General features: G+C 31.8%; 15 protein-coding genes and 3 rRNA genes. 17 read left to right on the forward strand and 1 reads right to left on the reverse strand.

Features of this window, described 5'->3' with window-relative positions; all coding sequences use genetic code 4:
• Nucleotides 1–12 precede the first annotated feature (12 nt).
• The 16 genes from AAHM84_RS00340 to AAHM84_RS00415 all read left to right on the forward strand — a co-directional run bounded on the left by AAHM84_RS00340 (nucleotide 13) and on the right by AAHM84_RS00415 (nucleotide 18,275).
• Entirely contained in the window at nucleotides 13–1,428 is a 1,416-nt protein-coding gene (locus AAHM84_RS00340) for an NADP-dependent glyceraldehyde-3-phosphate dehydrogenase (RefSeq protein ID WP_342258935.1), read from the forward strand.
• Nucleotides 1,429–1,679: 251 nt separating this feature from the next.
• Nucleotides 1,680–2,984, forward strand: coding sequence for a hypothetical protein (locus AAHM84_RS00345; protein ID WP_342258936.1), 1,305 nt, complete (start codon nucleotides 1,680–1,682; stop codon nucleotides 2,982–2,984).
• Nucleotides 2,985–3,347: 363 nt separating this feature from the next.
• Nucleotides 3,348–4,868, forward strand: a 16S ribosomal RNA gene (locus tag AAHM84_RS00350).
• A gap of 300 nt (nucleotides 4,869–5,168) precedes the next feature.
• A 23S ribosomal RNA gene (locus AAHM84_RS00355) occupies nucleotides 5,169–8,080 on the forward strand.
• Between the two features lie 115 nt (nucleotides 8,081–8,195).
• Nucleotides 8,196–8,301: ribosomal RNA gene (rrf, locus tag AAHM84_RS00360) — 5S ribosomal RNA — on the forward strand.
• The 16S, 23S and 5S rRNA genes sit together here, the layout of an rRNA operon.
• Nucleotides 8,302–8,365: 64 nt before the next feature.
• Nucleotides 8,366–8,875, forward strand: a complete 510-nt coding sequence (locus AAHM84_RS00365) for a hypothetical protein (protein WP_342258937.1) — start codon at nucleotides 8,366–8,368, stop codon at nucleotides 8,873–8,875.
• Nucleotides 8,876–8,999: 124 nt separating this feature from the next.
• Complete coding sequence (gene pheS, locus AAHM84_RS00370; RefSeq protein WP_342258938.1) at nucleotides 9,000–10,046, forward strand: phenylalanine--tRNA ligase subunit alpha; 1,047 nt, start codon at nucleotides 9,000–9,002, stop codon at nucleotides 10,044–10,046.
• Nucleotides 10,047–10,060: 14 nt separating this feature from the next.
• Nucleotides 10,061–12,469 (forward strand): phenylalanine--tRNA ligase subunit beta, encoded by a 2,409-nt coding sequence (pheT, locus tag AAHM84_RS00375; RefSeq protein ID WP_342258939.1) that lies wholly within the window; start codon nucleotides 10,061–10,063, stop codon nucleotides 12,467–12,469.
• A complete protein-coding gene (locus AAHM84_RS00380) occupies nucleotides 12,469–12,969 on the forward strand; it encodes a YceD family protein (protein WP_342258940.1) in 501 nt (166 codons plus the stop codon). Before pheT ends, AAHM84_RS00380 begins: the two co-directional genes overlap by 1 nt.
• An 18-nt stretch (nucleotides 12,970–12,987) precedes the next feature.
• Entirely contained in the window at nucleotides 12,988–13,164 is a 177-nt protein-coding gene (gene rpmF / locus AAHM84_RS00385; protein ID WP_053946439.1) for a 50S ribosomal protein L32, read from the forward strand.
• A 108-nt stretch (nucleotides 13,165–13,272) separates the two neighbouring features.
• Entirely contained in the window at nucleotides 13,273–13,599 is a 327-nt protein-coding gene (locus AAHM84_RS00390) for a hypothetical protein (RefSeq protein ID WP_342258941.1), read from the forward strand.
• Nucleotides 13,600–13,705: 106 nt separating this feature from the next.
• Nucleotides 13,706–14,149: a division/cell wall cluster transcriptional repressor MraZ gene (gene mraZ / locus AAHM84_RS00395; protein WP_339030384.1), complete on the forward strand. Its 444-nt coding sequence runs from the start codon at nucleotides 13,706–13,708 to the stop codon at nucleotides 14,147–14,149.
• Nucleotide 14,150: 1 nt separating this feature from the next.
• Nucleotides 14,151–15,095: a 16S rRNA (cytosine(1402)-N(4))-methyltransferase RsmH gene (rsmH, locus tag AAHM84_RS00400; RefSeq protein ID WP_342258942.1), complete on the forward strand. Its 945-nt coding sequence runs from the start codon at nucleotides 14,151–14,153 to the stop codon at nucleotides 15,093–15,095.
• The gene (locus tag AAHM84_RS00405; protein ID WP_342258943.1) at nucleotides 15,096–16,613 is read left to right on the forward strand and encodes a hypothetical protein; all 1,518 of its coding nucleotides are present in this window, start codon (nucleotides 15,096–15,098) and stop codon (nucleotides 16,611–16,613) included.
• A gap of 16 nt (nucleotides 16,614–16,629) precedes the next feature.
• Nucleotides 16,630–17,910, forward strand: coding sequence for a cell division protein FtsZ (gene ftsZ / locus AAHM84_RS00410; RefSeq protein WP_342258944.1), 1,281 nt, complete (start codon nucleotides 16,630–16,632; stop codon nucleotides 17,908–17,910).
• Nucleotides 17,911–18,113: 203 nt separating this feature from the next.
• Nucleotides 18,114–18,275 (forward strand): hypothetical protein, encoded by a 162-nt coding sequence (locus AAHM84_RS00415; protein ID WP_342258945.1) that lies wholly within the window; start codon nucleotides 18,114–18,116, stop codon nucleotides 18,273–18,275.
• 173 nt (nucleotides 18,276–18,448) lie between these two features.
• Here AAHM84_RS00415 and AAHM84_RS00420 read toward each other — a convergent pair whose 3' ends face one another.
• The gene (locus tag AAHM84_RS00420) at nucleotides 18,449–18,931 is read right to left on the reverse strand and encodes a hypothetical protein (RefSeq protein WP_342258946.1); all 483 of its coding nucleotides are present in this window, start codon (nucleotides 18,929–18,931) and stop codon (nucleotides 18,449–18,451) included.
• Nucleotides 18,932–18,999: 68 nt separating this feature from the next.
• Between AAHM84_RS00420 and oppB the strand changes: the two genes are divergently transcribed.
• Nucleotides 19,000–20,232: an oligopeptide ABC transporter permease OppB gene (oppB, locus tag AAHM84_RS00425; protein ID WP_342258947.1), complete on the forward strand. Its 1,233-nt coding sequence runs from the start codon at nucleotides 19,000–19,002 to the stop codon at nucleotides 20,230–20,232.
• The last annotated feature ends 7 nt before the right edge of the window (nucleotides 20,233–20,239 follow it).

Raw genomic sequence — 20,239 nt, forward strand, 5'->3', positions numbered from 1 at the left:
AAAGATAATTAAATGAGACAATACAATGCATTGATTAATAATAAATTAATTGATAATGGACAATGATTAGAAATAATGAATCCTGCAACTTTAAAGGTTGCAGGTAAAGTAAGTGCTTTGAATGCTAAAGATATAAGCGAAGCATTTTCAGTGGCAAGAAAATCACAGAAAAATTGAGAAGAGACAAAATTATTAGAAAGAATAAGTATTTTAAAGAAATTTAGAGACTTAATTGACCAAAACAAGCAAGAGATTTCTAAGATAATTTCTGAAGAAATTGCAAAAAACTTAAAAGAATCATTAGCAGAAGTTGTTAGAACAATTGAAATTATTGATTATACTTTTGAAGAAGCAAAAAGGATAGAACCTTCAGCTTTTACAGGTGAAGGTATGGGTGCTCAAAATAAACTAGGAATATTTTCAAGGGTTGCAAAGGGAGTGGTTTTAGCTATTTCACCTTTTAACTATCCTTTTAATTTAGCACTTGCTAAAATAATTCCAGCTTTAGTAATGGGAAATACTGTTGTTTTTAAACCAGCAACAGCAGGAAGTTTAGTAGGAACATTCTTATCTAAATTAGTCATTGAATCTAATTTACCAAAAGGTATTTTTAATATTGTTACAGGACGAGGAAGAGAAATTGGAGATATCATAACTTCAAATCCTGAAATTGATATGATTTCTTTTACTGGAAGTGTGGGTGTGGGAAATCAAATTAGAAAAAATGGTAGCACAACTGATTTAGTTTTAGAATTGGGTGGAAAAGATCCAGCTTTAGTTTTAGATGATTTACAACTTGATAAATATTGTGAGGAAATAATTAATGGAGCTTTTGGTTACTCTGGTCAAAGATGTACTGCAGTAAAAAGAGTTTTAGTAAGTAATAAAATTGCAGATAAGTTAGTTCCGCTATTAAAAACTAAATTAGAATCACTAAGTGTTGGTATGCCAAAAGACAATGCCTTTATTACACCTGTAATTGATGAAAAATCAGCAGATTTTATTCAAACACTAATTGATGATGCAAAACAAAAAGGGGCAAAAATAATTACAGGAGATAAAAGAACTAAAAATCTTATGTGACCCACATTAATAGATAAAGTTTCATTAGATATGAAAGTTGCTTGAGAAGAACCTTTTGGACCAGTTCTACCAATCATAAGAATTGATTCAATTGAAGAAATGATTGAGGTTTCAAATAAGTCACAATTTGGTTTACAAGCAAGTATCTTCTGTCAAGATATTTCAAAAGCTATTAGTACTGCAAAAAAAATAAAAACAGGAACAGTTAATATTAACTCAAGACCTCAAAGAGGACCTGATAGTTTTCCTTTTTTAGGAATTAAAGACTCTGGTGAAGGAGTTCAAGGAATTAGAGAATCATTGTTGAGTATGACAAGATACATGGGATTAGTTATTAATTATTAATATTTAATTAATGAAAAGAACATTTGCTGTTCTTTTTTTTTTTTTTTAATGCCCATGAGTAGAAATAAAATAAAAGCTCAAAAATTTATTTTGGAATTATTGTGAAATATTTTAATAAGTAATATTTAGTTTTTTAGAAATATGTAAAAATTTTTTTTAGTATTTTTATTTTTTTTAATACTTGTCTTTACAATTTAATGGTGCTAAAATAAAGGTATATTTTAGGGCTATATAAGATAGGGGTATCTATTATGAAAAGTATATTTTTAAGCTTGTTTATTTGATTAACAGCTTTACTAACAAGTTTTTTGGGCATTTTTTTAATGCAATGAACTAATTTTATAACGTTTGCATTTGAAGCGGAGTTTGCAATTTTTAATACAATACAAATTTTGGGATTATTATCAATAGGAGTTTTCCTTGTAATTGGAATAGTTAACTTTATTACAAAACCAAATAAAATAACACCAATTATATATGCAATTTCAGCAGTTATTTTAAGTGTAGTTAATGTTGCTTATTTATCGGTTTTAATGTCAAAAATAGCTACACCGATTACTATAATAAATAGTGACTTACAAATTACAAGTGTTGTTTCAAACGCAATCTTGCTTACAATAGCTGCATTTTGTGCACTGAGTTCTATAATAACTATGTTTATGTTTAAATTACAAACAGTTAATAAACCAAAAACAAACCAAACTGTAAATTCAAGCTATTCACAGGTTTCTTCACCTGCAAATAGAGCAGAACCTTTAATTTCAAAAGAAAATCCATCAGCAATTAAAGAATTTAATTCTGAATTTACCTCTACACCAAATGAAAAAACTTATAATATGTCAGATAAGTTGGCACGTTTGAAAGAAGATATTAGCAATAATAATTTTAGACATACTTTAACTGAAACTCCTTTAGAAGAAACAAATAATGAACCTATTAAAAGAGAAGAACCAATAAATGTTCAAAAGGAAGATACAGTTGATAATATTTATCCAATGGAAAGAGAAGAAATACCATTTGAAAATAATCAACCTAAATTAGTTGAAAATGAGCAATTTGTAGAACAAATTCAAGACCCAAATGACTCATTTAATAAGTTATTAAAGCGACCAAATCAAAAAATAGCACCAGTTAATAATCTACCTAAGGTTGAGGATTTACCACCAATTGGAGAACCTAAGGACCCTTATAAACAAACAATTGTTCCTAGAAGATCTGCGAAAAGAGAAAAAGAATTTAACAATCCTATTGGAAATGTAGCAAAACCATTATATGTTGATAGAAATGTTAGAAGAACACCAAAATTGGATGAAAATTACCAAGGGAAAGTATTCTTAGGAGATTCAGATAAAATCTGAGAAGCTATGAAAAATCAAGAACGTAGATTACCTCAAAAGGTATCTAAAACAGCTCCTTTAAGCACTAAATGAAATACAGCAAGTGCTCCAAAAAAGAGTAAATCAAAGAGTATGGAAGTAGATCTTGATAAGATTTTAGACCCAGTCAATGAGCAAAATAGTGTTGATTTAAGACCCACAATTGATTGAGATGAGTAAAATAAAAAAGTTAAAACTTTTTTATTTTTTTTATGCTTTTTAAAATTTAATATGTTATTATCTTTCTTGTCAATGAGAATGCCTATTTTAAAGGGTTTTTGAAAAATTTTGAAGTTTTATTCATAAAAATATTTTACTGAAATAAAAATAATTAATTTTAAAATAATTTTTAAAAAGTATTGCTTATTGGTTTCAAATCATATATATTCTTATATGTCGTTGGTTTGCAAAAAAAACTAACGTGAAACGATCTTTGAAAACTAGATAGAACAACAACAACCAATTAATTTGTACAATTTATACAAGTTCAATTATTTGAGAATAAAGATATAGTCATGAATCAAAATTTTCACATTAATTAAATTTAATGAGAGTTTGATCCTGGCTCAGGATGAACGCTGGCGGCATGCCTAATACATGCAAGTCGAACGGGGTGCTTGCACCCAGTGGCGAACGGGTGAGTAACACGTATCTAATCTACCTTTTAGTGGGGGATAACAGTTGGAAACGACTGCTAATACCGCATACGACATCATTATCGCATGAGAAGATGTTAAAAGGCCCGTCTGGGTCGCTAGAAGATGAGGATGCGGCGTATTAGCTAGTAGGTGGGGTAAAGGCCCACCTAGGCGATGATACGTAGCCGAACTGAGAGGTTGATCGGCCACATTGGGACTGAGATACGGCCCAGACTCCTACGGGAGGCAGCAGTAGGGAATTTTTCACAATGGACGAAAGTCTGATGAAGCAATGCCGCGTGAGTGATGACGGTCTTCGGATTGTAAAGCTCTGTTGTAAGGGAAGAACAGCTAGAAGAGGAAATGCTTTTAGTTTGACGGTACCTTACCAGAAAGCCACGGCTAACTATGTGCCAGCAGCCGCGGTAATACATAGGTGGCAAGCGTTATCCGGATTTATTGGGCGTATAGGGTGCGTAGGAGGTTAGTTAAGTTTGAGGTTAAAGCCCGGAGCTCAACTCCGGTTCGCCTTGAAAACTGGCTAACTAGAATGCAGGAGAGGTAGATGGAATTTCATGTGTAGCGGTGGAATGCGTAGATATATGAAGGAACACCAGTGGCGAAGGCGGTCTACTGGCCTGTGATTGACTCTGAGGCACGAAAGCGTGGGGAGCAAATAGGATTAGATACCCTAGTAGTCCACGCCGTAAACGTTGAGTACTAAGTGTCGGCTTTAAGTCGGTGCTGCAGCTAACGCATTAAGTACTCCGCCTGAGTAGTATGCTCGCAAGAGTGAAACTCAAAGGAATTGACGGGGACCCGCACAAGTGGTGGAGCATGTGGTTTAATTCGAAGCAACGCGAAGAACCTTACCAGGGCTTGACATCCAGTGCAAAGCTACAGAGATGTAGTGGAGGCTAACATTGAGACAGGTGGTGCATGGTTGTCGTCAGCTCGTGCCGTGAGGTGTTGGGTTAAGTCCCGCAACGAGCGCAACCCCTATTATTAGTTACTAACATTAAGTTGAGGACTCTAATGAGACTGCTAGTGTAAGCTAGAGGAAGGTGGGGATGACGTCAAATCATCATGCCCCTTATGTCCTGGGCTACACACGTGCTACAATGGCTGATACAAAGAGTCGCAATCCTGCGAGGGGGAGCTAATCTCAAAAAGTCAGTCTCAGTTCGGATTGAAGTCTGCAACTCGACTTCATGAAGCCGGAATCACTAGTAATCGCGAATCAGCAATGTCGCGGTGAATACGTTCTCGGGTCTTGTACACACCGCCCGTCACACCATGAGAGTTGGTAATACCAGAAGCACGTATCCTAACCGTAAGGAGGGAGCGTACCAAGGTAGGATTAGCGATTAGGGTGAAGTCGTAACAAGGTATCCGTACGGGAACGTGCGGATGGATCACCTCCTTTCTATGGAGTATTCGTAGATTAAGAAAAAATAAGCTGAGTGAAACGATAAAACAGCTTTTGATTATATCTCGTTCTATCTAGTTTTCAGAGATTGTTTTTTAGGGCCATTTAGGCCCGAAAGCAATTTCTGAAAAGAAAATCGTTCTTTGAAAACTGAATATTAGATGAAAATAGACATTTTATTTTTCTTACGTTTATATACAATATAAAACGTATTTAGTAACTTAATTTAGATTAATACTAAGAAAACTAAAATTTCATTAATTTTATAGATTATCTATATATGCAATAGGTTTTTCTTTAGAAAGTATAGTAAGGGCGTATGGTGAATGCCTTGGAAAATGGAGCCGATGAAGGACGTGACTACCTGCGAAAAGCGCCGGGGAGCTGGAAGTAAGCTTTGATCCGACGATGTCCGAATGGGGAAACCCAGCACGATTAATCTCGTGTTATCCATAACTGAATACATAGGTTATGTGAAGGGAACCTTGGGAACTGAAACATCTTAGTACCAAGAGGAAAAGAAAACGAATGTGATTCTGTCAGTAGCGGCGAGCGAAAGCGGAACAGGCCAAACCGGTCTACGGGCCGGGGTTGTAGGACTCTTGTTAGAGTTACAAAGTTAGTGTATAGCAGAAGCTGTTGGGAAGCAGCACCGCAGAGGGTGATAGTCCCGTATGCGAAATGCACTAACCTCGAGAGAGTATCCTGAGTACGGCGGGGCACGAGAAACCCTGTCGGAATCTACCCAGACCACTGGGTAAGCCTAAATACTACCATTTTACCGATAGTGAACCAGTACCGTGAGGGAAAGGTGAAAAGTACCCCGTGAGGGGAGTGAAATAGTACCTGAAACCATATGCTTACAAGAAGTCAGAGCCCGTTAATGGGTGATGGCGTGCTTTTTGTAGAAAGAGCCGGCGAGTTACGATATCGTGCAAGGTTAAGTGGAATACACGGAGCCGTAGTGAAAGCGAGCCTTAATAGGGCGTTTAGTACGATGTCGTAGACACGAAACCAGGTGATCTAGCCATGAGCAGGTTGAAGTTAGGGTAAAACCTAATGGAGGACCGAACCAACGTTCGTTGAAAAGACCGTGGATGACTTGTGGCTAGGGGTGAAATTCCAATCGAACCTGGAGATAGCTAGTTCTCCCCGATATAGCTTTAAGGCTAGCGTCGAGGTAAAGGATTATGGAGGTAGAGCTCTGAATGTGTGATGGCCCCACCTAGGGGTACTGATCACAATTAAACTTCGAATGCCATAATTTCATACTCGGCAGTCAGAACATGGGTGATAAGGTCCATGCTCGTGAGGGAAACAGCCCAGATCAACAACTAAGGTCCCTAAATTTACGCTAAGTGTGTAAGGATGTGGAAGTGCACAGACAGCTAGGATGTTGGCTTAGAAGCAGCCATCATTTAAAGAGTGCGTAACAGCTCACTAGTCGAGTGCTTCTGCGCCGAAAATGTACCGGGGCTTAAGCGTAGTACCGAAGTTTTGGATTTGCAGCAATGCAAGTGGTAGGGGAGCGTTCTAATTGCTATGAAGTTCGACCGTGAGGACGGGTGGAGCGATTAGAAGTGATTATGCCGGCATGAGTAACGTTTGGGAGTGAGAATCTCCCATGCCGTTTGACCAAGGTTTCCTGGGCAAGGTTCGTCCACCCAGGGTTAGTCAGGACCTAAGGCGAGGCCGAAAGGCGTAGTCGATGGACAACAGGTTGATATTCCTGTACCACCTAATAAAGTGATGGAGTGACGGAGAAGGATAGTGGATGCCGGCTGTTGGTTATGCCGGTCTAAGCACAAAGAGGTGTACGTTGGCAAATCCGCGTACTATAACCTTGAAGTGTTATGGGGAGTGAACGCTTCGGCAAGTAGCGAAGTCCATGACTCCACGCTTCCAAGAAAAGCTTCTAGCGTTAATTTATTAGGTGCCTGTACCTAGAACGAACACACGTGGTCAAGGAGAGAATCCTAAGGCAAGCGAGATAACTATAGCTAAGGAACTCTGCAAAATCACCCCGTAAGTTAGCGAGAAGGGGTGCTCACTTTACGTGAGCCGCAGTGAAGAGGAAGGGGCAACTGTTTAGCAAAAACACAGCTCTCTGCAAAGTCGTAAGACGAAGTATAGGGGGTGACGCCTGCCCAGTGCCGGAAGGTTAAGAGGAGATGTTAGCTTCGGTGAAGCATCGAATTGAAGCCCCGGTGAACGGCGGCCGTAACTATAACGGTCCTAAGGTAGCGAAATTCCTTGTCAGGTAAGTTCTGACCCGCACGAAAGGCGTAATGATCCCTTCGCTGTCTCGGCTATAGACTCGGTGAAATTTTAGTACCAGTGAAGATGCTGGTTACCCGCAACTAGACGGAAAGACCCCGTGGAGCTTTACTATAACTTAATATTGAATCTTGGTGTAACATGTAGAGGATAGGTGGGAGACTTTGAAGCGGTCACGCTAGTGATCGTGGAGTCATCCTTGGAATACCACCCTTGTTACATTGAGGTTCTAACCTAGACCCGTTATCCGGGCCAGGGACAGTGTTTGGTGGGTAGTTTGACTGGGGCGGTCGCCTCCTAAAATGTAACGGAGGCGCTCAAAGGTACCCTCAGTACGGTTGGAAATCGTACGAAGAGCGCAAAGGTATAAGGGTGCTTAACTGCGAGACTTACAAGTCGAACAGATGCGAAAGCAGGACTTAGTGATCCGGCGGTCCCGTGTGGAAGGGCCGTCGCTCAACGGATAAAAGTTACCCCGGGGATAACAGGCTGATCTCCCCCAAGAGTTCACATCGACGGGGAGGTTTGGCACCTCGATGTCGGCTCATCGCATCCTGGAGCTGTAGTCGGTTCCAAGGGTTGGGCTGTTCGCCCATTAAAGCGGTACGCGAGCTGGGTTCAGAACGTCGTGAGACAGTTTGGTCCCTATCTGTTGTGGGCGTAGGAAAATTGAGAAGAGCTGTTCCTAGTACGAGAGGACCGGAATGGACGCACCCCTGGTGCTCCTGTTGTCACGCCAGTGGCACAGCAGGGTAGCTATGTGCGGAAAGGATAATCGCTGAAGGCATCTAAGCGAGAAGCCTCCTTCAAGATGAGTTTTCCCATTCTTCGGAAGTAAGATCCCATGTAGACCACATGGTTGATAGGTTGGGTGTGTAAGCACGGTGACGTGTTTAGCTTACCAATACTAATAGATCGAGGACTTTCAAAGAAAAACCTAACAAAATTGCTTGTATAGATATATAAAATCATCTAGTATTCAGTTTTGAGAGTACGATTTAGTTTTTGAAAAAAAACTTTGTCTCTCAGACACAATAAAACTTAAGATCTGGTGGTCATAGCGCTGAGGTCACACCTGTTCCCATGTCGAACACAGAAGTTAAGATCAGCAACGCCGACGATAGTATAATGCAAAAATAGGAAGCTGCCAGTTTAAAGTTTAAAACCCACTCAAAAGAGTGGGTTTTTTTTGTAAAATATAGTTAAAAGAGGTAATTATGATAGTTGAACAAATTTCTAAAAGATTTAAAAAGAAAATTATACAAACAACTTTAGAAGAAATTAATTTTAAGTGAGAATTTGAGAACTTTTTTCAAATTCTAAATATTAATAATTTTCTAACAATGATGCAACATCAGTTAAAAGTTGAGTATAACTTTCAACAAGAAGAAGATATCAAACAAAAAATAATGAGTATTAGAGAGTTTCTTACAAAAATGGTTGAAGAAATTAAAGATTATAAAATAAACTTAAATCAAATAACAATATTGGACAATCTTATTCATATGATTTATATGGAAATTAAAAATATTATTAATGAAGGCTTAATTAAATATCTCTTTTATGAAAAAATTCATTGCTCTGTTGAATATAATCAAAAGGTTTATGATACAGATGACTACTTTAAACTAAAATTTTTGGAGTTTATGGAAAATACTGATAATCATTTTGAAATTTTTACTATATCATTTAAAAATAGAGTAAATAAGGATAATTTTTCTTTTTAATTATATTATTTTTGCAAATAATTATTAAAAATAAGAATATCTTAAACAAAAAATTTATCAAATAATAATTTAATTAATTTATTTAGTATAATTAAATTGCTTTAAATTTAGAAAAGGTGTATTTATGTTAAAAAAAATAGATGAAATATTAAATAGTTTTAATAAGCAATTTAATAAAATTAAAACAAAAGAAGAATTGGAAATTTTGAAGAAAGAATTTACAGGTAAAGAATCTCCATTGACAGATATTCTTAAGAACTTGAAATCAGCTTCGCCTGAAGAAAAAAAAGAAGCAGGAATGAAAGCTAATGAAATTAAGATTTTAATTTTTGACAAATTAAATAATCTAAGTGAAAAATTTGAAAATGAAAAATTAAAAAAAACATTGCAGAATGAAAAAATAGATTTATCTTTATCTGGAGTTAATTTAAAAATTGGAACAAAGCATCCACTTAATTTAGTTATAGATGAGGTATCTTCAATTTTTACTGAGCTAGGTTATGAAATGATTGATGGAACTGAGTTTGAAACGGATGAATATTGTTTTCAAAAACTAAATATGCCTATTGGTCATCCAGCAAGAGATATGCAAGATACATTTTATATAGATAAGCATACTGTTTTAAGAACACATGCAACTAATATGACAGCTAGAATGCTTACACAAGCTTCTAAAACTGGAAATATTAATATGGCAGCTGTCAGTTATGGTAATGTTTATCGTCGTGATGATGATGATGCTACACATTCACATCAATTTATGCAAATGGACGTATTTGCAATTGGAGAAAAAATTAGTTTTGCAAATTTAAAATGAGTTCTAGAATATATGTGTAAACGTTTATTTTCTGAAGATACCATAATTAGAATGCGACCAAGTTTTTTTCCTTTTACGGAACCCTCTGCTGAAGTAGATGTTAGATGTATTAATTGTAGTGGTAAGGGTTGTGCAATTTGTAAATATACTGGCTTTATTGAAATTTTGGGCTCAGGTATGTTAGCGCCAGAAGTATTAGAATCAAATGGATTAGATCCAGAAAAAGTTACTGGATTAGCTTTTGGAGTTGGAATTGAAAGATTAGCAATGTTAAAATATGGTTTAAAAAACATTAGAGATTTATATGAAAATGATATTAGATTTTTAGATCAATTTAAATTTTTTGGAGATTAGAAAGTGAGATTAATATGTATTTAACAAGAAAATGATTAGAAAAGTTAATTGATTTAAAAGGTGTTAAAAATGAACAAATAACAGTTGCATTAAACTCACTTGGATTTGAAGTAGATTCATTTAAAGATTATTCAACTTTAAATGACAAACTAAAAATAGCACATTTAGGAAATGTAGCACCTATTGAAGGAACCCATTTAAATTTTTGTTTTGTAGACAAGGGCGAGGATTTAGTTTCTCCAATTGTTTGTGGAGCAAGTAATGTTAAAGAGGGTCAATATGTTATTTTAGCTGAAGCTGGAAAAAAACTTGCAAATGGAATTACATTAACAAATAAAGAAATTAAGGGCAAAATGTCTGAAGGAATGCTGTGTGCATTACCAGAGATAGGTTTAAACCCTAAGGCTCTTTCAAATAAGGAAAAAGATTGAATTTATCAAATTGTTACAAAAGAAGACACTTATTCAATGATAGGTAGTGAAAATGCATTAGATGAAATAGGTTTTTTAGATGCTGTATGAGAAGTTGATTTAACTCTTAATCGAAGTGATGCCCTTGGTGCAATGCAATTAGCTAAGGAAATAGCTAATTATTTTAATAAGAAGTTAGAAGATATATCAAAAGAATATAAGTTAAAAATAAATAGCTTAAAAGCACCTGTATCAATAAAAATTGATAAAGAAGTAGATAAATTTGTGAGAAGTGCTGTAGTACAAACAATAAAAGTAAAAGATGTTATTAGTATTGGAGATAAAGAATATAAAATTTATTCTAATCAAGATTTATGACTTAAATTTAATGATTCAAAAACAACTCATAATTTTTGATTAGATTTAGCAAATGCCATTGCTATTGAAACAGGTCAACCAGTTATGTTCTTGGATCCAAAAAAATTGAATTCACAATTGGAAATAAAAAATAATAAGAATAGCGAACATGAAGTTAATTTACAGTTATTATGTGATAAAAAAGTTATTTCAACTCTTGGAGTAGAAACTAATTTAGATTTTTTACCAAATGTTGATTCAAAAGAAATTTTAGTAGTGTATTTATCTTTAGACCCAATTTTTATGAGAAAACAACAAAAGGAATTTAATACTTCAACTGTTGATTTACAAAGATATATGAAACCCGTAAGTTCTAAGTTATATACATTGGCTCAAAATAGAGTAATGTATTGATTAGACCAATATAATATTTATGAATCAAATAGCCAATTTGAAATTATAAAAGAATCAAATGAAAAACAAACTCAGGTTAGTGTTAAATTGGAATATATTCATAAGTTAATGGGTATTAAATTATCTATAAGAGAAATCAAAGCCTTATTTAGGGTTTTAGATTTTGAAGTAATTGATAATAAAGATGAAATATTATTTATAATTGATCAGTTTAGAACAGATATTATTCACAAAGCAGATATTGTTGAAGAAATTACAAGAATTTATGGTTACAATAATGTAACTTCAATTGCTCCTAAAATTCTTTCAGATAATAAATCTAAAAAATTAGATCTACGTTTACAAAAGCAAAGTGAAAACTATTTATTAGGTTTAGGATTTACAAATATTAAGACGTATTCATTATTATCTAATGAAGAAGTGCAAAAATGAAATTTATTTAATATCGAGAACCCAATAAACCTAATGAGTCCTTTAAGTAAGCTTAGAGAGACATTTAGATTAAGTTTGTCAAGATCAATTATAGAAAGTGCAGCATTTAATTATTCAAAAGGTAATAAAAATGTCAAATTATATGAATTTGGTGATATTTACAATATGAATAATTTAAGACAAAGACACTTATCTGTTCTTATTAGTGGAGATATTTTAAATCAAAAAGGTTATGACATCTCAATAAAAGCAAGTTATGCATATATTAAAGGGATTTGTGATGCAATTATAGAAGCATATAATATTGATTTAAATGATGTATCATTTGACTCAAATGAAGATATTATTAATGAGATTCACCCTTACATTAACGCAAAAATTAGTTTAAAAGGCAAAACACTAGGCTTTATTTATAAACTAAACCCTAGATTTGAACAATCTCAAAAACTAGATCCAACTTTCATTTTAGAATTGAATATTAGTGAAATACAAAATACTAAAAACTCTATAATTAGAGTTCAAGAAATATCAAAGTTTCAAAAAACTACAAGAGATGTTTCAATTATATTAAAGGCATCAGATAAATACTCAGACGTTATTAATAAAATTATTAAAAAAGTTAATTATTTAGTAAAAATTGAACTGATTGATATTTATCAAGACAATAAAATGAAAGAAAATAACTCTAAATCTGTTTCAATTTCGTTTGAATTTAATAGTGTCTCAAATCAATTAACAGATCAAGAAGTTCAAAAGGAATGGAATAAAGTGCTAAATAATCTCTCAAAACTTAAAATAGAGGTAAGATAATGCTTAAAAAAGATATTGAACTAAAGGGAATTGTAAATTTAGATAAGGAATTTGAAATTAACAAGGAATTAAAATTAAGTAATGACTTAATAAAATCAATTGATAAAGTTCATATTAAGGGTATTATAAACTATCAAGATGCAATGAAATCTGTAATAGTTTATGCCAAAATCACAGCATCATTGACAGCAATCGATGCAAGGGACGGAACAATAATTAAGTTGGAAGATCAATTTTACGATTGAAGTGAAGAATATTACTTTGAAGACATAAATGATGACCAACATAACATTGTTTTTGGTGATAAATTTAATATATTAGAATATGCAATAGAGCAAATTGTTTTAAATATTCCTATGAATTTAAGTAATAATTATGATAAAATTTCATTTGTCGGTAAAGATTACATACTTATGTCTGAAGATGAATACCAACAAGAACAAGAAAATCAAGTAGATTCAAGATGAGATAAACTAAAAGAATTTAACTTTGAAAAATAAAACAACGGAGGTGTCAACATGGCTGTACCATTTAGAAAGACCAGTAAAGCTGCTAAAAACAAAAGAAGAAGTCACTTGGCTTTAGTTAGCTCAGCAATTATTTCATGTCCAAACTGTGGAAGTATGATTAAACCACATAGAGTTTGTCGTGAATGTGGTTTTTACAAAAATAAAGAAGTTAAAAAAGTTGATTAATAAATAGGGTGCTTTATAAGCGCTTTTTTTTGTATTTTTTTTTTTTTTTTGTATTTTTGTAAAAAAAATAAAAAAAGTATCGATTAATGTATTTATGGAGGAACTTTTATGTTAAATAATATTAATGAAATTTCTAAGAATATAATACCCTTATCGGCTTTAAATTCCTTAAATGAAAATGGTTATCACTTTTTTATTAATGAAGTCAATGAAAAGACTTTTTATGAGATAGTAGAAAAATCAGACCCTTTAACTTCAGTGAATTTATTAAGAAGCTTTTATATGTATTATAGAATATACTTAAATAAATACTTTATAAGACCTTTAAAGCTAAGCAATAGTCCGTCTTTAAATGAAGTTTTAACAAACGAAATAAACTTAAAACAAAAACTTGATCGAATTATTAAGTCTTTGGAAAGAAAAATAACTCATTAAAGGTGCTTTTATAGGCATTTTTTTGTTATAAAAAGTGGGTAAAAAAACTTAAAAAATAGTTGATTATGTAAGAAAGTGGTATATAATTGTTTATGTGTGGGAGAAAGTGGGTGACTTTGTGTTATTTGGGACATTTGAACATAATTTGGATGATAAATTTAGATTAACAATCCCTTCAAAATTACGTAACAAATTGGGCGAATTAGTTTATGTAACAAGAAGTATTGATGGTTTATGTTTAGAAATAAGAACTCCAGAGAACTTTAAGGAATGATATAACGAGTTAAAATCACAAAGTGCACTTTCCTCATCTACACGTACTGTTGTTAGAACCATTTTTTCAAATACAGATGAAATTTCAATTGATGGATCAGGAAGAATTAAATTACCTTCAAATTTATTAGAAGAAGTAGGAATCTCTAAAACTGTGCAGATCACCGGGGCTGGTGAATGAGTTGAAATTTGAGATAAAAATAAACATCAAGTATATGATAAAGATGCAAAAAATAAGCTTGTAGAAGCTGCAGAAAAATTGGGCGGAGTAAATTAAAATGGCACATGAACATACATCTGTTTTGCTTAATGAATCAATAGACTTATTAAATATAAAAGGCAACGGAATATATGTTGACTGTACTCTTGGGCGAGCAGGTCATAGTGTTGAAATTTTAAAAAAAATTGATAACGGACATTTATATGCAATTGACCAAGATCAAGAAGCAATTGCTATAAGTAGAAAAAAACTTGAAGATATTTCAAGTAATTTTACTATTTTAGAAGGCAATTTTGCAAATATAAAAGTCCTACTTTCATTAAATAATATTAAAAGAGTTGATGGTATCTTATATGACTTAGGAGTATCAAGTCCACAATTTGATAAAGCAGATAGGGGATTTAGTTATCGTTTTGATTCTGAATTAGATATGAGAATGGATCAAAAGAATAATAAAATCACTGCAAAAGAAGTTATAAATACATTTAATGAAAAACAATTGGCAGATATTTTTTATCAATATGGAGATGAAAAATTTTCATGAGAAATTGCTAAAAAAATAATTGCAAGAAGGAAAATAAAAAGTATTTCTACAACTTTTGAGTTAGTAGATATTATCAAAGAATGTTTACCACAAAAAGTTTTAAAGCAAAAAAAGCACCCTGCAAAGAAAGTGTTTCAAGCTTTAAGAATATATGTAAACAATGAGCTTGAAGTTTTAAAAAGGTCTTTAAGTAACTCACTTGAGCTATTAAATATTGGGGGAGTTATTGTAGTAATATCTTTTCATTCATTAGAAGAAAGGATAATTAAAGATATTTTTAAATCTAAAACTACATCAAAAGAAGATAAATTTTTAAATAAATTACCTATTTTAGTTGAAAAGAAAAAGAATTATGAATTGGTAGTTAAAAGACCTGTAGTAGCAGGTGAAGAGGAACTTGAAAAAAATAGAAGATCTCATAGTGCAAAATTGTGAGCTATTAGAAAGGTTGGTGATTAAATGCAAAATGAAACATATGCAGTTATTGAAATAACTAAAAAGTATATAAAATTTGCTGTTGGAAAATATAAGAAAAGTATTGGTTTAAAAGTTGTCTTTAAAGAAAGAGAAAAATCTAAAAGTAACTGATTAACTGATAAAAATGATATTGTTGATACAAATATTGTTGCTCATCGATTAATAAAAATGATTAATCGATACGAATCAATTTTTAAAGAAAAAATTAGAAGAGCATCAATTGTCTATCCAACAGCAACACTTCAAATAAAAGATGCTAATCCAAGTATTTTTATTGAAAGTGCTGATAAAATTGTTAGAGAAGAACATATAAAAAATTTATATAAGGATGCAAAAAGAGTTGTTTATGAAGATAACTTAATTGTTACAAATATAAAACCGTATGCTTTTAAATTAAACGGTATGCAGAGTTTTGCAAAACCACCAATAAACTCTAAGGCAAATATGGTAGCAATGAGTGCTAAGGTATATACTGCTGAAAAACATGTTGTCGATTCTTTTGAAGGTGTATTAAAAATACTAAAAATTGAAAGATTATCAGCAACAAGTCAATTATTCTCACTGGGAAAACAATGCAGTGAAGGATTGAATTTTAGAGAAACATTTGCTCTAATTAACTGAGATTGAGAAAGTATTGATATTGGTTACTTTTCACGTGAGACACTTGTAAAAAAAGATGTAATTAAATTTGGTTTAAAAGATATTATTGAAAATTTAGCTAAAAAAATGAGTGCTAAATTTGATATTGCTAATAAATATATATTTAAGCTATTAGATTTTTCATCTAATACATTAGATAATACTGTGATGTATAGAAAATATATAGCTTCTGAAAAAAGGTCGTATGAACTAAAAGCAATTGATATTAAATATATGTTGTTGGAAGAAATAAATGGGGTAATTGATAAGGCAGATCTCTTAATTTCAAGAGAAATGGGAAGCATAAAAAACTTTAAAATTTATCACACCGGAAAAAGCACTGAGATTGCAGGTTTTGAAAAACTATTGCTAAGAAGTACTTATAAAAATATTTCAGAAATATATTATTCATTAATTACTGGAGCAAGTGAAATTTGAACTAATTCATTATGCGGAATGATGAGACAATCTCATTTAACAAATAAAAATCTAAGAGAAGTAAAAACAAGTACAGAAACTTATGAGAATCCAAATATGTTAGCTTTAGCTCAAATGCAACATGCACAACAAGTTTTGGGTCAAAAAGCATTTGACCAGCAGTTACGTGCTCAACAAGCTCAAATGCAAGTTCAACAAGCGCAACAAGCTCAGTTGGCACTTGCTCAACAGTTACGTGCTCAACAGTTACGAACAGAGCAATTGCGTTCACAACATGGAGATTTCATTCCACCTTTGATGAATACGCAATTAGTTCAACAAAATAATCAAACTCCACAAAATTTTGTGGGACAACAAAATTATCAAAATAATGAAAACTATTTAAAAAATGGTATTATAAATACGCAAAGAGATAAATATTAAAAGTGAGGGAAATAACATGTCTACAAAATTAGATTTAAATCAAAATGCCAAAATTAAGGTAATTGGAGTTGGTGGAGGTGGCTGTAACGCTGTTAACAGGATGGTTGACGATAATGTTCAAGGAGTTGAATTTATTGTTGCAAATACTGATGCACAAGTTTTAGCTGCAAGTTCTGCTACAACAAAAATTGTTTTAGGGCAAGAAGTCTCAAAAGGGCTGGGAGCTGGAGCAAATCCAGAAATAGGTAAACAAGCAGCAATAGAATCAGAAGAAGAAATTAGAAAATCATTAAAAGGATCAGATTTAATTTTTGTTGCAGCTGGAATGGGTGGAGGAACAGGAACAGGAGCTGCTCCAGAAATAGCTAGAATTGCTATGGAAACCGGAGCATTAGTAATTGCAATTGTTACTAAACCATTCAGATTTGAAGGAAGATTAAGAAATTCTTATGCTGTTCAAGGATTAAATGAATTAAGAAAATTTGTTGATTCAATTATTATAATTTCAAATGACAGATTGTTAGAAATTATTGGTGGAATTCCAGTAAAAGATTCATTTAGAGAAGCTGACAACATTTTAAAACAAGGAGTACAAACAATTACTGATTTAATTGCAGTGCCAGCAGTAATTAACCTAGATTTTGCTGATGTTAGAACTGTAATGAAAGGTAAAGGTAATGCTTTATTTGGAATTGGAATTGGTTCTGGAGAAGATAAAGCAATTGAAGCTGCAAATAAAGCTATAACTTCTTCATTATTAGAAACTTCAATTCGTGGTGCAAAAGATGCTATCATTAACGTTACTGGTGGAAAAACAGTTTCTTTAAATGATGCATATGATGCTGTTGATATTGTTCAACAAGCAAGTGGAGAAGATGTAAATATTATTTTTGGTATAGCAATTAATGAACATTTAGATGATGATCTAATAGTTACAGTTATTGCTACTGGATTTGATGACGATTATAAAGCTCCAAATATATCTCATAAGAAGCCTTCATTATCAAATGAACAATATTCTTCTATGCAACAAGAATTATATTCAAATTATGAACCAGAACCTCAACCTGTAGAGACTGCTTATGATCAAAGAACTTCATTTATGACAAATCATGATAAAAGACCTGATTTTGTAAAACAAACTGAAGAAGAAAGAAGAATTGCACAAGAAAGAGCTGGACAATGAAATCAAAATAATAATTATGAAAAGCATGATGAAAGAGTAGCTCAAAAAATTGAAGAAACCGGGGATGAAGAAGATGGAGATTTCCCAACATTTTTAAGAAAAAAATGATAATTTAATTAAAATTTTTTAATAAATAAATTTAAAATTAATTAATTTTATTAAACTCACTTTTAATTAATTTTTTAAGAAATTTAAAGATAATTACTTACTAATAGATATTTAAATATCTATTTTTTTTAATTTAATAGCCCATACAGTTGCATTTTTAAAGACACTTTGCTACTATGTAAATAGGCGATGAAGGAGATCAAAAAATGCACCAATTATTGACTAATAAAAAATTCAATAAACCAACTGCCTTTTTTGCGTTTTCTACATTGTCATTTAAAAATATGTTTTTTAAAGACAATGCGAATCTAATTATTAAAATGGCTATGTATAATATTACAAAACAAAACATGGCAGAGTGATCGTAAAGGTTTATAGAATTAAACAAATTTTAAATGATATTGTTAGATAAAAATTCAATTTTATTAAGAGCATTTAATATTTAAAAGAGTGATTTTATTTTATAAACAGTTAGGATGAAGATTAAATCTAAACTATTTATTTAATAAAACACTCTTTTTTTTATGGAATATAAAAAAAATTACACTCAAAGTGTAATAGCCAATATTATTGAAGTTATAGACAATACCAAGCAGATTAAAAGGATTATTTTAGAAAGTCTTCTTAAAAATCCTTCATCTTCTGATAAAGTAGTTTGATATCTTCTTGTAATATCATTATAGTATTTTGCAACTTTTCTATTTTTTATTCAATTAGTAATTAAAAAAGCTAAAAGACTGATTAATGCAAAAGCGGTTATGACTCATTCTGATTTCTCTGTACTTTTTAGTGCAAAAATACCAAGAATGAAACTTAATCCGATTAAAGCAGAACTTATAATTAATACTATAAGGTAGTCATATCATCTAAGTTTCTTAGAATCAATGTATCTGGTTTGAGTACCAATTGGTTCTTTAGAAATTTGACTAATTTTATCTTGTACTTGTTGTTTGTGAGCAATTTTTTCTTGCTCACGCAAATCTTTTAGTTTTTTAAAATTACTTGTTTTATTTTTATCTCTCATATTTAACACCTTTATAAAGATTATATAGGTTTTAAATAGTAAAAATTTAGAAAGGATAATATAAATTTATGGAAAAAAAAGCAAATGGCTCTGAAAAAGTTAACTCCTCGATTCTTGAACTACTTGATGAAATTAGTTTAACTGAGGAAGTAAAGTCAACAAAAACAAGCCATAAAGAGAAAATTATAAATGGATTTAGACGTTCAAATTCTACATTTAGTGAATTCATGCAAAGAAATCCATTATTCACATATTCTCTTAAAAGAATTTTATATGCCTTCATTACATTGTATGTAGCAGTAGCTGTTGTATTTGTAATGTTAAGACTTGTTACAACTGATGGTGTTTATTTATCAGATGTAAACCTTGATAAACTGGGACCGGATTTTCAATATGGAACACCAGGTTATGAAAAATTATTAAATAACAGAATGAAATTATTTGGAGTTGCTGGACCAATGTTAAATCAAATGTTTATTTATTTGAGAAACATAACTCCGTTTATTCCAAAAACAATCATAATTAATCCAATTGTTCAAGATAATGGAGATATTGCAGGAACTCCAACAGTAATGTGATTTTATTTAGGTGTATTTATGAATAAAGCTAGTGGGGGACAAGTTTTATCACTAGTTCAAGATGCATTTAAAAGATCAATTCCAACTTCTTTTAAAATAGGAAGTATAGCAGTTACATTATCTTACTTAATTGGAGTACCTTTAGGTATTCTTGCTGCTAAAAATAAGGAAAAAGCAGCAGATAATGCAATTAATGGTTCGAGTTTATTAATTAGTGCTATTCCAGCATTAGTAGTAATTTCGCTTTTATATAAAATGTCGATTTATGTCTTTGGAGCGAATGGAACTTATGAAGGTTCATCTTTTGGAACAAAAATATGGCCAATAATTGGAATAATGTTACTGATTATGCCAATGATTATTGTAAACACAAGGCGATTTGTTTTAGATGAAATGACAGCAGATTATGCGAAATTTGCACTTTCAAAAGGATTAAGTGAAAAATATGTATTTTATGTTCACATTTTTAGAAATGCAGGAATTAGATTAATCAAAACATTACCAGAAGTATTTGTATTAACATTGTTTGGTTCAAGTATTCTGGTTGAAAGACACTGGTCAATTGATGGTATGAGTAAATTTATTTTAAATGGTGTAGCTAATAAAGATACATTCGTTGTTTTAGGATATATTTTCGTATCAGCATCAGCTGGAGTATTTTCAAGTTTAATTGGAGATTTATTACTTGCAACATTAGATCCAAGAATTAAATTAACAAAATAGAGAGGAA

This window comes from Spiroplasma endosymbiont of Dioctria linearis, from assembly GCF_964030865.1.
GTDB lineage: Bacteria > Bacillota_I > Bacilli_A > Mycoplasmatales > Mycoplasmataceae > Spiroplasma_A.